This window comes from Streptomyces sp. MBT65 (genome assembly GCF_016612545.1).
In the GTDB taxonomy this organism is placed as follows: Bacteria; Actinomycetota; Actinomycetes; order Streptomycetales; family Streptomycetaceae; genus Streptomyces.
Genome location: NZ_JAENRY010000239.1, coordinates 1 through 11,652, shown reverse-complemented (window position 1 = coordinate 11,652; position 11,652 = coordinate 1). Strand labels below are relative to the sequence as shown.

The window sequence follows — 11,652 nt, the reverse complement described above, 5'->3', positions numbered from 1 at the left end:
CCACCATGAAGGACCCACCATGCACATCACCGTCATCAACCGCTGGCCACGCTTCCACAGCGGACCACGCTGGGACTTCTCCCTCGGCCGCTTCGAAGACCTCATCGACCATGAAAAACACCAGGTCAGCTATATAGCCGACGCAACCGGCACCACCGGAATCCTTGCCGATCCCGAGCAGATCGCCGACCTGGTCGAGGTCGAGGACCTCAACGACTTCGAGGCGCTCCGCGGAGCGGTTCAGAAGATCACGGACCACGTCGGCCCGATCGACCGGCTCGTCGCCGTGTCGGAGGCCACGCTCGGTATCGCGGCCGAAGTCCGCGCGGCATTCGGCATCCCCGGTCCGCGGCCCGAGGACGTGGCGCTCTACCGGAACAAGCTGCGGATGAAGGAAGCCGTGGCGAAGGCCGGTATCCGCGCGCCTCGGTTCGCCTCCTGTGACAGCGCCGAGTCCGCGGTGAACTTCGCGCGGGCGACCGGGTTCCCCCTGATCCTCAAGCCGGTGTCCGGTGCGGGGAGCAGGGGGGTGCACCGCGTCGAGGACGAGGCCACGCTCACGGCGCTGCTGGGGGAGATCGACACCGGGGACTACGAACTCGAGGAGTACATCGACGGGCCGATCTACCACGTGGACGGGTTTGTCGGCGAGGACTCGCAGATCCCGTTCATGGCGGTGTCCCGCTACATCAATGACTGCCTGGCCTTCGAGGCGGCCGGGCAGCCACTCGGTTCGGTCATTGTGCAGGCCTCCCCGTTGCGGAGCCGGGTGGAGGAGTTCGCGCGGAGGTGCGTCTCGGCTCTGAACATGGCCTCCATGCCGTTCCACCTCGAACTCTTCGTCACCGCGGAAGGAGACCTGGTCTTCCTGGAGATCGCGGGCCGCATCGGCGGAGCCGAAGTGCCCTATCTCACGGAGAAGGTCTTCGGGGTCAACCTCTTCGAGCCGTGGCTGGCCGCATTCTGCGACGAGAGAGTGACGATCCCTCCCGTGGCGGGTGACCCCTCGGGCGGCTGGCTGATCATCCCGAAGCCGGCCGATCTGCCGGCCCGAGTCGTCACCGTGACCTCCATGCGTGAGCAATGCGGAACGATCTGGCGCGAATTGGTGCCGAGTGCGGGTGAAGTGCTGCCCGTCGGGGGCAGTTACGACGCCGTGCACAGCGGGCGGTTCATTCTGGTCGGCGACGAGGCGGACGTCGAAGCGGACATTCGGCGGATCATCGCCGATTTTCACATCGAAACCGTTCTCGTATCACCATGACAAGCCGCGCGCCGAGCCACGAGCGCCAGCGGGTCGCGTAGTCATGGTGACGGTCAACTTGCTGTTCCGCGGAGGAACTTGATGGACGTTGGCTCTGTACCCTTCAGCGAACTCTTCGGCTCGTTCCCGACCCCGATCGCCATCGTCACCGCGACGGACGGCAACGGTGAGCCGCACGGTTTCACCAGCAATGCCGTCTGTTCGGTGTCGGCGGCGACGTCGACGCTGCTGGTTTCGGTCGGCAAGGGGTCCCGCACACTACCGGCGATCCTGTCCTCGCAGGCGTTCGCGGTGAACTTCCTCTCCGCGTCCGGACGCGACGCCTCACGGGTTTTCGCGAGCAAGGACACGGACAAGTTCGCCCATGTCGAATGGCGCCCCTCGCTCATCGCCGAAGGCGCGCCACTGCTCACAGATATCGCACTCGGCCTTGCGGAATGCAGGGTTGAAAACGTGATCGAAGTGAGTGACCATTGTCTCGTGGTAGGCCGGGTGGAAGCCGCAGAGGTATTCCCCCGTGAACCACTTCTCTACCGTCGGGGCGACTACGGAGTCTGGTCGCCGCTGAACGAGTTCTCCTCTCTCTAGCGCGACAGCAGGGGCGGCGCGCTCCTCTATTCACCTGTTCGCCATTCTCTCGAGCATCTCGACTTTCTCCTGTCGAAAACGGGAACAGAAGGGTTTTGCATGAATATCGGGGCCGTGGACCATGTCGAGTTCTACGTCGGAGACGCCCAGCAGTCCGCTTTCTACCTCTGCACCGCTTTCGGTTTCCGCGTCTGCGGCGTGGCCGGTCCCGAGACCGGCCAGGCCGATCACCGCTCGCTGCTGCTGCGCCAGGGCGGCATCGAGGTGGTCCTCACCTCCGCCCTCAACTCCACCCACCCGGCCGCGCACTACGTGATGCAGCACGGCGACGGGGTGGCCAACATCGCCTTCGAGACCGAAGACGCCGTCAAGGCCTTCGAGTTGGCCGTCGAGCGGGGCGCGACCCCGGTCGAGCCGCCCACCGTCCACCGTAAGGACGACACCGAGGTGATCACCGCCTCGGTCCTGGGCTTCGGCGACGTAGCGCACCGGTTCGTGCAGCGCAGCGGTGACCGCGAGCAGTTCCTGCCCGGCGTGATGGACATCATCGCCGCCGACCCGGAGGCGGGGGAGGAGCTGCTGCGCACCGTGGACCACGCGGCGATCTGCCTGCCGGCGGGCCAGCTGCACTCGACGGTCGCGTTCTACGAGAAGGTCTTCGGGTTCTCCCAGATCTTCGAAGAGTTCATCGAGGTCGGCGCCCAGGCGATGGACTCCAAGGTGGTCCAGAGCCCGTCCGGCAAGGTGACCTTCACCCTGATCGAGCCGGTGACGGACCGTCAGCCCGGCCAGATCGACACCTTCCTGGCCCGCCACGGCGGCGCCGGCGTCCAGCACCTGGCACTGCTCTGCGACGACATCGTGGGCACCGTGCAGACGCTGGAGAAGCGGGGCGTCACCTTCCTCCAGACGCCCGGCTCCTACTACGACCAGCTCCAGGAGCGCTTCGAGCGCCCCGAGGTCCGGGTCGAGGACCTGCGCCGCACCAACGTCCTGATCGACCAGGACCACTGGGGCCAGCTGTTCCAGATCTTCACCCAGTCCCAGCACGTGCGGAAGACGTACTTCTGGGAGGTCATCGACCGCCACGGTGCCCGCACCTTCGGCAGCGGGAACATCAAGGCCCTCTACGAGGCGGTCGCCAGCGAGAAGGCCGTCTCCTGACGCGCTCGGCGCGCCCTTCTGACGTCAAGCCACGCACCTCGTAAGGAAGACCATGACCATTCAGGACGCCCAGGACTTCGTCATCACCGACGAGGAGCGCGCGCTGCTCCCGACCGACGAGGACGTCGCCTTCTACGCCGAGCACGGCTGGTACCTGTCCAAGAAGCTGTTCACCGACGATGAGGTCGAGCAGCTGGAGGCCGCCAGCGAGCGCTTCTACGCCGGCCACCGCGACCGCACCCTGCCGGTACGCCCGCCCAAGCTGGCCTACTGGGAGCCGGTCAAGGGCGACGTCCAGCGGCACAACGACTACATCCACTACGAGGACGACACCATCGGCCGCATCCTGCGCAAGCCGCTGCTGGGCGCCGTCGCGGCCCGCCTGGCCGAGGCCGAGCAGATCCGGGTCTTCCAGTCGACCCTCATATACAAGCCCCCGGTGGCGCAGGAGCAGTCGAACATCGTGCCCTGGCACTTCGACCGCCACTACTGGTCCACCTCCACCTCCGAGCGGATGCTGACCGCGTTCATCCCCTTCCACGACTGCGGCGAGGAGATGGGCACCATCACCATGGTCGACGGCAGCCACCTGTGGAAGGAGACCGTCGACAACGACGCCACCTCGCTGCACTTCGCCGAGCGCGACCGCTCCGAGCTGGACCAGATGCTGGAGGAGAACGCGGCGTTCAACGGCGTGGAGGTCACCAAGGTCCCGGTCATGATCCCCAAGGGGCACGTCAACTTCCACCACTGCCGCACCTACCACGGCAGCGGTGCCAACGTCAGCGACCGTCCGCGCCGCGCGATCTCCTTCCACCTCCAGGACGGCGAGAACCAGTACCGCGAGTTCTTCCGCTCGGACGGGACCCAGGTCAGCTACAACCACGACGTGCTGGTGCGCCGTACGGCCGACGGCACTCCCGACTACAGCGACCCCGAGTACCTCCCACTCCTGTGGAGCAACCGCTGATGCGCAGCATCGCGGTGGTCGGGGCCGGCCTGATCGGTACGTCGATCGCCCTGGCCCTTCGGGGCCGGGGCATCACCACCTACCTGATCGACACCGATCCGGAGGCGGCACGCACGGCCGCCGATCTCGGGGCAGGGATCGTGGGCGGTCCTCCCGAACCGGTCGATCTGGCGGTCATCGCGGTACCACCGCAGTACGTTGCGACGGCCCTCAGAGAACACCAACTACGTCTGCTGGCACATGACTTCACGGATGTGGCGAGCGTCAAGGAACGGGTCCAGCAGGAGGCGGCCCGGACCGGCTGCGACCTGACCCGCTTCGTCGGAGGGCATCCCATGGGCGGCCGGGAGCAGTCGGGTCCGCTGGCCGCGAGCGCCGACCTGTTCCAGGGCCGTCCCTGGGTACTCACTCCGGCCCCGCAGACCCGGCCGCAGACGGTCGAACGCGCGCGGACCCTGGCCGAGCTGTGCGGGGCCAGGCCGGTCGTGATGACCCAGGCGGAGCACGACCAGGCGGTCGCGCTGGTCTCCCACACCCCGCATCTGGTGTCGAGCCTGCTCGCGGCGCGGCTGCTGCACGGCGAGCAGTCCCAGCTCGGGCTCGCGGGACAGGGACTCCGTGATGTGACCCGCCTTGCCGGCGGCAGCCCCGAACTGTGGACCGACATCCTGGGCACGAACGCCGACGCCGTCGCCGACGTACTCGCGGAGTTCTCCCACGACGTCGGGCTGATGGTCGACACCTTGCGCACACTGGGCACCGCCCGGAAGCCGGAGCAGGGCAGTGCCTCGATGGACCGGCTCGCGTCGGTCCTGCTCCGCGGCGTACAGGGAAGGGCCCGGATCCCCGCGCGCAGCACGGACGGAGCCGGCCTGAGCACGGACTACGCGACCGCACCGGGAAGGGTGTGAGGGATGACGCACGTCGCAGCGCCACCGGAACAGGCCTTGTTGCTCGCCGACCTGCACGCATCGCTCGGAGCCCCGGTCCTCGACGCGATGAACTTCCTCAATGAGGTCGTCGGCCGATTCCCGGACGCGATCTCCTTCGCTCCGGGCCGGCCGACCGAGGCCGGCTTCGAACCCGAGGACCTCGCACGCCATATCCAGACGTACACCACGTACCTCGAGAAGGAACTCGGCTGGTCACGTGATCAGGTGCGGACCCAGTTGTTCCAGTACGGCCGTACCAGCGGCATCATCCGCGAACTGATCGCCAGGACGGTCGCCAACGACGAGGGGATCCAGGTCCCGCCGGAAGCGATCGTGGTGACGACGGGTTGCCAGGAGGCGTTGCTCCTCACCCTGAGGGCGCTCTTCGCCCGGCCCGAAGACACGCTGCTGGTCAGTTCACCCTGCTATGTGGGCGTTACCGGTGTGGCCCAGCTCCTGGGCATCCGCGTGCGCCCCGTGCCCGAAGGCCCCGCCGGACCCGATCCGGAGGCCCTGCTCGCGGCTGTCCGCGCCGGCCGGCAGGCGGGCGAACGTCCCCGGGCCTTCTACGTGGTCCCGGACTTCGGTAATCCTTCGGGAGCGAGTATGAGTCCGGCGGCGCGGAAGCGGCTGCTCGAGGTGGCCGCCGACGAAGACCTGCTGGTCCTGGAGGACGACCCGTACGGGTTCTTCGTCCGCTCCGGATCGGCCCGCCCGACGCTGAAGGCCCTCGACCACAACCGCCGGGTGATCTTCCTGGGCTCCTTCGCCAAGACCGCGCTTCCTGGAGCCCGTGTGGGCTACATCATCGCCGACCAGGAGGTCGTAGGCCCGTCCGGCCGGCGCACGATGATCACGGACGAGCTGTCGAAGATCAAGAGCATGACCACGGTGAACACCTCGGCCGTCAGCCAGGCCGTCATCGGCGGGCTGCTGGTCGAGAGCGACTGTCGGCTCCGCACCGCGAACGCGCAGGCTGTCGCCCACTACCGCACCAACATGGACACGCTGCTCGACGCGTTGGAGCGGCACTTCCCCGCGGCGCGCCGGGCCGAGGCCGGAGTCCGCTGGAATCGTCCCGACGGCGGCTTCTTCGTCGTCGTCGACGTCCCTTTCGCCGCCGACCACCGGGCTCTCGAGCTCTCCGCGCGGTCCTTCGGCGTGCTGTGGACCCCGATGAGCGACTTCCATCTGGACGGCGGGGGCACGCATCAGTTGCGTCTGTCGTGCAGCTCGCAGAGCCCGCAGGAGATCACCGAGGGCGTCGCCAGGCTGGCCGCCTTCATCACCGCGCAGACAACCGGCACAGCCGACCAGGACGTGTTCTAGAAGTCCCTCCCCCAGAAGGGGTGCCCCCAGCCACGCACGCGGCGCTGCTTCTGAAACACGCCCTTGGCCCGCCCTCACCTGCGCGCCACCGACCCGCTCACCGGACGGAGAATGGAGAACACGAGGTGCCGAACCTGGAAGCTTACGAGGCCGCGGCCAAGGAGCGGCTGCCGGGACCGGTCTGGGACTTCCTCGCCGGCGGCAGCGGCACCGAGTCGATGCTGACGGCGGGCCGGGAGGCTCTGGACCGGATTCAGCTGCGGCCGCGCTGCCTCGTCGACGTCTCCCACTGCGACGCCTCGACCGCCCTGCTGGGTGCCGAGTTGGCGGCTCCCTTGGGTATCGCCCCCATGGCCTACCATCGGCTCGCCCACCCCGAGGGCGAGGTGGCGACGGCGCGCGCCGCGGGCGCCGCGGGCGTGCTGTTCACCGTGAGCATGTTCGCCAGTCGGACCCTTGAGGACATCGCCGCCGCGGCGGCCGGCGGCCCCTTGTGGCTCCAGCTCTACTGGCTCAGGAACCGTGCGGCGATGACGGATCTGATCCGCCGGGCCGAGTCCGCCGGCTATCGGGCCCTGGTGCTGACCGTCGACGCACCCAGAGTCGCGTTCCGCCCGCGCGATGCCCTCAACGGGTTCGTGGTACCGCCCGATGTGCGAGCGGTGAACCTCGCTCCGGAGGTCATGGCCACTTCCCACCGGAGCCTCGACGGGCAATCGGCTGTCGCACGGCACTCGATGGAGCAGTTCGACGCCTCGATCACCTGGGAGGACCTTGCCTGGCTGCGTGGAGTGACGTCGCTGCCGGTGGTGCTGAAGGGCGTGCTGACCGGCGAGGACGCCGAACTGGCGGTCAAGAACGGCGTGTCGGCGCTGGTTGTCTCCAACCACGGCGGCCGACAGCTCGATTTCTCCACGAGCGCTCCGGAGTGCCTCACCGAGGTGGTGGACGCGGTGAGAGGACGATGCCAGGTCGTCCTCGACGGGGGTATCCGGCACGGCGCGGACGTGGCCAAGGCCCTGTGCATGGGCGCGGACGCGGTCATGATCGGACGTCCGGCTCTGTGGGGGCTCTCGCATTCCGGTGCGGAGGGGGTCGCGGGCGTCCTGCGACTGCTCATCGACGAGTTCGAGGAGGTCATGGCCTTGATGGGCGCGCCGTCCGTCGCCGATTTCGGACGGTCGGGAGTCTCCCACCGAGGCGGTCGCACGGCTCCGACTGCGGAGCTGTCGAGATAAGAGAAATGAAGACCGCATCGCCCGGGAGTACGCCGCCTACGGCATCACGGCGAACCTCGTGACGCCGGGCCTGGTCCGCACCGAGGTGATGGAGGACATGCCCGAGGAGATGCGCCGCGAACTCCTGGACCGGACCCTCCTCAAGCGCCCGGCTGAACCGGAGGAGATCGCCGACGCCGTGCTCTGGCTCGCCGACGAACGGTCCCGCTGCGTCACGGGAGCGGAGATTCACGTCGACGGCGGCCTGAGCCTCGGCGCCTGACGCGCCGACCGACTCCCGACCACCCGCCCGCTCCCGGGTTCCGGGGCCGCCCAGCAAGTGCCGGCCCTACGCTGCGAGTTGTGCGAGACACAGACGATCAGACGCCCCTCTCCCGGCTGTCCCGCCGTACCGCCCTCACCGCGCTGGCGGTGGTCATGGCGCTGCTGTGGGTGCTCGACGTGGCCTCCGTCGCCGGCACCGCCGGGCTCGAAGGGGCCGGAGTGTGGTGGCGGGTGGTGCCCGGAGTCGTGGCCGGGGTCGTCCTGCTGTCGCCCGGCAGGCCACCCGCGTCGACCTGGGGCGCGGCGCTGGCCGTGGCCGTCTCCTGGGCGGTCACGCTGGGGCTGCTCGGGTCCGTGACGCCGACCTTCGCCGGCTGGGGGCTGCTGGAGACGCTGTGTCTCCTCCTGCTCCTGGTGCGTACGGCGAAGGACGTGCCGTCGCCGAGACAGGCCGCCGCGTTGAGCGCTGCCCTCGGGATCGCCGTGCTCGCGGCGCCGATGCGGTTGGACGGGAGCGGTGTCGCCTTCGCCTTCCTGCTGACCTTCCCCACGGGCGGTGCCGTCGGGCTCGGTTGCTATCTGCGCAGCCTCGACGACCGTAGAAGGCGCGCGGTCGCCGGGGTCCGGCAGAGCGAGCGGCTCGAACTCGCCCGGGAACTGCACGACTTCGTCGCCCACCACGTCACCGGCATCGTCGTCCAGGCGCAGGCCGCGCGGGCGATCCGGGAGAGCGCGCCGGAGCAAGTGGACGTACTGCTGGGGCACATCGAGCGGGCCGGGTCCGAAACCCTCCAGTCCATGCGGAAGTTGGTCCGGGTGCTGCGCGAGGACGACGCGCGGGCGGTACGGCCCGGGGATCTCTTCGCCGAACTGGGCGAACTGGTCGCGGCGTTCGCCGAACGCGACGCCCCCGCCACCCTTCAGGTCGCGGCCGAGGTACGGCAGGCGCGGCCCGATCCCGAGGTGGAGACGTCGGTGCGGAACGTGGTGCGGGAGGGGCTGACGAACGTACGCCGGCACGCGCCCGGATCGCCGTCCGTGTCCGTGCGGGTCGGACTGTCGGGGGAGGGCGAGGGGGGCGGCGATGCCCGGCGGCTGCGCGTCGAGGTGCACAACGCGCCGGCCGCGCGCCGGACCGCGCCGAACGCCGAACCCCTGGGCGGGCGAGGCGGGTTGGGCCTCGTCGGGCTCGCCGAACGGACCGAGGCCGTCGGGGGCACGCTGTACGCGAGCCGGGCGGAGGACGGGGGATGGCGGCTGACGGCGGAGTTTCCGCTGCGCGGGGCGGCGGAGTCCTCGTCGCGCGGGGCTGTGACAGGATCGCCCGCATGACCGAGGCCAATGCCGGTGCCGGCGCGCGTGGTTCGGGGAAAAGCATCCGGGTCCTGATCGCCGACGACCAGGACATGGTGCGCACCGGATTCCGGCTGATCCTCCAACTCCAGCCCGACATCGAGGTGGTGGGCGAGGCGGCGGACGGCGCGGAGTGCGTGGAACTGGCCCGGAAGCTGCGGCCGGACGTGTGCCTCGTCGACATCCGGATGCCGAAACTCGACGGCCTCGAGGTGACCCGGCTGCTCGCGGGCCCCAAGGCCGTCGACCCGCTGCGGGTGGTGGTCGTGACCACCTTCGACCAGGACGACTACGTCTACGGCGCGTTGCACGGCGGCGCCTGCGGGTTCCTGCTGAAGGACGCGGGCCCCGGGCTGCTGGTGGAGGCGGTGCGGGCGGCCTCGCGGGGCGACGCGCTGGTGTCGCCCGCCGTGACGGTACGGCTGCTGGAGCGGATCGGCGAGCAGCGCCCGGCGGCGGACGCCGCCCGACAGGCCGCCGAGACGTCCTCAAGTCCCCTGACAGCGAGGGAGCTTGATGTGGTCCGACTGGTCGCCGAGGGCCGGACCAACCAGGAGATCAGCGCCGAGCTGTTCGTGTCGCTCTCCACGGTCAAGACGCATATGGCCAGCGTCCAGGGCAAGTTGAAGCTGCGGAACCGGGTGGAGATCGCCGCGTGGGCGTGGCGGTGCGGCGTGGTCGGCGACCGCTGAGCGACCGGCCGCTCAACGGGCCCCGCACCGCGGGGAGTCGGCGACTCCTCCCCGGACGCTTCCCGCCTACTTCGTCAGGCCGTAGTCGAAGCTCACCCGGTCGCCGTGCACCCCGGTGACGGAGATCAGCATCTTCTTGGTCTGCCCCTTGAAGACGGCGGTGCACTCCACCGTGTAGTCCATCTTCGCGCGCAGCCCGCCGGGGCAGCTCACGGACTGCGGGCCGTCCTGGAAGAAGGGGATGGCGTAGTTCTCCTTGGCCTGCTTCTCGACCTCCGAGCGCGGCACCGTGTGACCGGCTCCGCTCGCGGTGGCGACCGACGAGTTGTCGAACACGTTCCAGGCCACCACGACACCGGCGGCCAGGACGGCGGCCGCGGCCAGGGCGATGACGATGCGCTTCATGCGGAGCTCCTCGATTCGCGGTGCGGCCGGTCCCCACCGGCTGCTGTCCTCAGAGCCTGCCGCCGCGCGGGCGCCCGCCGCCTCGGCCCAACGGCCGGTCGGGGGCGCCGGCCTCGGCCGTAAGGACGAGGGCCGTTCGGCGTGCACGTCATGGGGCGACCCTACGGCTCCCGTACCGGGCCGGAGCGGGGACGGGTGATGTCGCCGCTGAGCTGGGGCGATGCGGGTGCCGGCGGGACGGTGACCGGGCGGCGGCCCTACGTTCGGGAGCGTAGGGAACGCCGGCGGCATCGGGGAGGCATCATGCGCGGGACCAGATCTGTGGTGGGCGTACTCATGATCGTGGTGGGCGTCGCGTTCGCCCTGCTGAGTCTGCTGACCTACGCGGACAAGGACGACCGGCGGCTCGCCGAACACCGTGTCTACGACCTCGGGCTCACGGGGGAGGACGAGGCGCGGGCGCGGGCGGACCTGGCGGATGTCCAGGACCGTGAGCGGCTCAACATCCAGGTGGCGATCGGGGGGACGGTGGTGGCCGTGGTGGGCGGTGTGGTGGTCAGGAACGGTCGCCGGGGGCGCGGTCCGCGGTCCGTGTCGCCTGCTCCGTCGCGCTGAGATCCGGAGTGGCTCCCGGCCGGGACCAGCGCGCCAGCAGCTGGTCCGCCTCCTGGGTACGGGGATGGTTGGCCCCCTGGACGCGGACCATGTCGGCCAGCAGGGCGGTGAGTTGGGCGGCGGCGGTGGTGTGATCGCCGTGCCGGTGCAGGAGTTCGGCCCGCTGTTGGCGGGCGCGCAGGGTGCGGGGGTGGTCGGCGCCCAGGACCCGTTCCAAGGTCCGCTGGAATTCCTCCAGTTGGGACAGGGCGGCGGCGGTGTCCCCGGCGATGCCGCGCCAGAACGCCAGGTTGACCCGGTAGGTCAGGGTGGTGGGGTGTTCGGCGCCGAGCGCGCGTTCGGCGTCGTCGGCCGCGGTGACGAACTGCTCGATGGCCTCGTCGAGTTGGCCGGCGTTCCCGTGCCAGTAGGCGAGGTTGTGCCGGGCGACGAGGGTCTCGGGGTGCAGCCGCCCGAGCACCGCGACCAGCCCCTCCACGGCCCGCCCGTACGTGGTGACGGCCAGCCCCACGTCACCGGTCTCGCCGATCCACCGACTCAGGTCGGTGAGCGCCTTCAACGTGGTCGGATGCCGGGGCCCGAGGTCCCGCTCCAACTCCCGGACGAGCACGGCATATCCCTCGCGCGCGCCCCGGGCGTCCCCGGACAGCCCGCGGCACAGCGCTACGTGATCGTCGGCGAGCGCCACGACCGGGTCGCCGGCGCCGAGCGCCGCCCGCGCCTCGCCGGCCAGGACGACGAAGTCGTTGAGCGCGGCGTCGATGAGCCCCGACTCCATCCGGAAGCGCGCCTCGTGCAGCCGGACGACCAGCGTGTCCGGGTCGACCCGCCCCAGTCC

13 protein-coding genes are annotated in these 11,652 nt (G+C 69.9%); 11 read left to right on the top strand and 2 right to left on the bottom strand.

Features of this window, described 5'->3' with window-relative positions:
• From JHN63_RS37780 to JHN63_RS37735, 10 genes are all read left to right on the top strand, one after another.
• The coding region (locus JHN63_RS37780; protein ID WP_234478297.1) for an acetyl-CoA carboxylase biotin carboxylase subunit family protein at positions 1 to 1,264 on the top strand (1,264 nt) is incomplete at its 5' end.
• An 81-nt stretch (positions 1,265 to 1,345) separates the two neighbouring features.
• A complete protein-coding gene (locus JHN63_RS37775) occupies positions 1,346 to 1,852 on the top strand; it encodes a flavin reductase family protein (protein ID WP_200689545.1) in 507 nt (168 codons plus the stop codon).
• Between the two features lie 99 nt (positions 1,853 to 1,951).
• Positions 1,952 to 3,016: a 4-hydroxyphenylpyruvate dioxygenase gene (gene hppD / locus JHN63_RS37770; protein WP_200689544.1), complete on the top strand. Its 1,065-nt coding sequence runs from the start codon at positions 1,952 to 1,954 to the stop codon at positions 3,014 to 3,016.
• Positions 3,017 to 3,068: 52 nt separating this feature from the next.
• Complete coding sequence (locus tag JHN63_RS37765; protein ID WP_200689543.1) at positions 3,069 to 3,986, top strand: phytanoyl-CoA dioxygenase family protein; 918 nt, start codon at positions 3,069 to 3,071, stop codon at positions 3,984 to 3,986.
• Complete coding sequence (locus JHN63_RS37760) at positions 3,986 to 4,897, top strand: prephenate dehydrogenase (protein WP_200689538.1); 912 nt, start codon at positions 3,986 to 3,988, stop codon at positions 4,895 to 4,897. The genes JHN63_RS37765 and JHN63_RS37760 overlap by 1 nt, the downstream gene beginning before the upstream one ends.
• Positions 4,898 to 4,900: 3 nt before the next feature.
• On the top strand, positions 4,901 to 6,247 hold the full coding sequence (locus tag JHN63_RS37755) for a PLP-dependent aminotransferase family protein (RefSeq protein WP_200689536.1): 1,347 nt from the start codon (positions 4,901 to 4,903) through the stop codon (positions 6,245 to 6,247).
• Between the two features lie 125 nt (positions 6,248 to 6,372).
• A complete protein-coding gene (locus tag JHN63_RS37750; RefSeq protein ID WP_200689534.1) occupies positions 6,373 to 7,485 on the top strand; it encodes an alpha-hydroxy acid oxidase in 1,113 nt (370 codons plus the stop codon).
• Positions 7,418 to 7,747, top strand: coding sequence for an SDR family NAD(P)-dependent oxidoreductase (locus JHN63_RS53265; RefSeq protein WP_200689551.1), 330 nt, complete (start codon positions 7,418 to 7,420; stop codon positions 7,745 to 7,747). Before JHN63_RS37750 ends, JHN63_RS53265 begins: the two co-directional genes overlap by 68 nt.
• Before the next feature lie 80 nt (positions 7,748 to 7,827).
• Positions 7,828 to 9,081 (top strand): histidine kinase, encoded by a 1,254-nt coding sequence (locus tag JHN63_RS37740; RefSeq protein ID WP_307782071.1) that lies wholly within the window; start codon positions 7,828 to 7,830, stop codon positions 9,079 to 9,081.
• On the top strand, positions 9,078 to 9,794 hold the full coding sequence (locus JHN63_RS37735) for a response regulator transcription factor (protein WP_200689532.1): 717 nt from the start codon (positions 9,078 to 9,080) through the stop codon (positions 9,792 to 9,794). The genes JHN63_RS37740 and JHN63_RS37735 overlap by 4 nt, the downstream gene beginning before the upstream one ends.
• 66 nt (positions 9,795 to 9,860) lie before the next feature.
• Here JHN63_RS37735 and JHN63_RS37730 read toward each other — a convergent pair whose 3' ends face one another.
• Complete coding sequence (locus JHN63_RS37730) at positions 9,861 to 10,199, bottom strand: DUF4333 domain-containing protein (protein WP_200689530.1); 339 nt, start codon at positions 10,197 to 10,199, stop codon at positions 9,861 to 9,863.
• Positions 10,200 to 10,502: 303 nt separating this feature from the next.
• Here JHN63_RS37730 and JHN63_RS37725 point away from each other — a divergent pair, with 303 nt between their 5' ends.
• Positions 10,503 to 10,814 carry a hypothetical protein gene (locus tag JHN63_RS37725; RefSeq protein WP_200689528.1) on the top strand — a complete coding sequence of 104 codons (312 nt, stop codon included), beginning with the start codon at positions 10,503 to 10,505 and terminating at the stop codon, positions 10,812 to 10,814.
• Here the strand turns inward: JHN63_RS37725 and JHN63_RS37720 are convergent.
• Positions 10,756 to 11,652, bottom strand: an 897-nt coding sequence (locus tag JHN63_RS37720) for a tetratricopeptide repeat protein (RefSeq protein WP_200689526.1), incomplete at its 5' end; no start/stop codon positions are given. The two genes, JHN63_RS37725 and JHN63_RS37720, sit on opposite strands and share 59 nt — an antisense overlap.

What these genes read in the sequence shown, in the direction of transcription:
- JHN63_RS37775 (WP_200689545.1), top strand. Translation starts at nt 1,346, where the DNA reads ATGGACGTTGGCTCTGTACCCTTCAGCGAACTCTTCGGCTCGTTCCCG.
- JHN63_RS37730 (WP_200689530.1), bottom strand. Translation starts at nt 10,199, where the DNA reads ATGAAGCGCATCGTCATCGCCCTGGCCGCGGCCGCCGTCCTGGCCGCC.
- JHN63_RS37725 (WP_200689528.1), top strand. Translation starts at nt 10,503, where the DNA reads ATGCGCGGGACCAGATCTGTGGTGGGCGTACTCATGATCGTGGTGGGC.
- JHN63_RS37765 (WP_200689543.1), top strand. Translation starts at nt 3,069, where the DNA reads ATGACCATTCAGGACGCCCAGGACTTCGTCATCACCGACGAGGAGCGC.
- JHN63_RS37735 (WP_200689532.1), top strand. Translation starts at nt 9,078, where the DNA reads ATGACCGAGGCCAATGCCGGTGCCGGCGCGCGTGGTTCGGGGAAAAGC.
- JHN63_RS37760 (WP_200689538.1), top strand. Translation starts at nt 3,986, where the DNA reads ATGCGCAGCATCGCGGTGGTCGGGGCCGGCCTGATCGGTACGTCGATC.
- JHN63_RS37755 (WP_200689536.1), top strand. Translation starts at nt 4,901, where the DNA reads ATGACGCACGTCGCAGCGCCACCGGAACAGGCCTTGTTGCTCGCCGAC.
- hppD (WP_200689544.1), top strand. Translation starts at nt 1,952, where the DNA reads ATGAATATCGGGGCCGTGGACCATGTCGAGTTCTACGTCGGAGACGCC.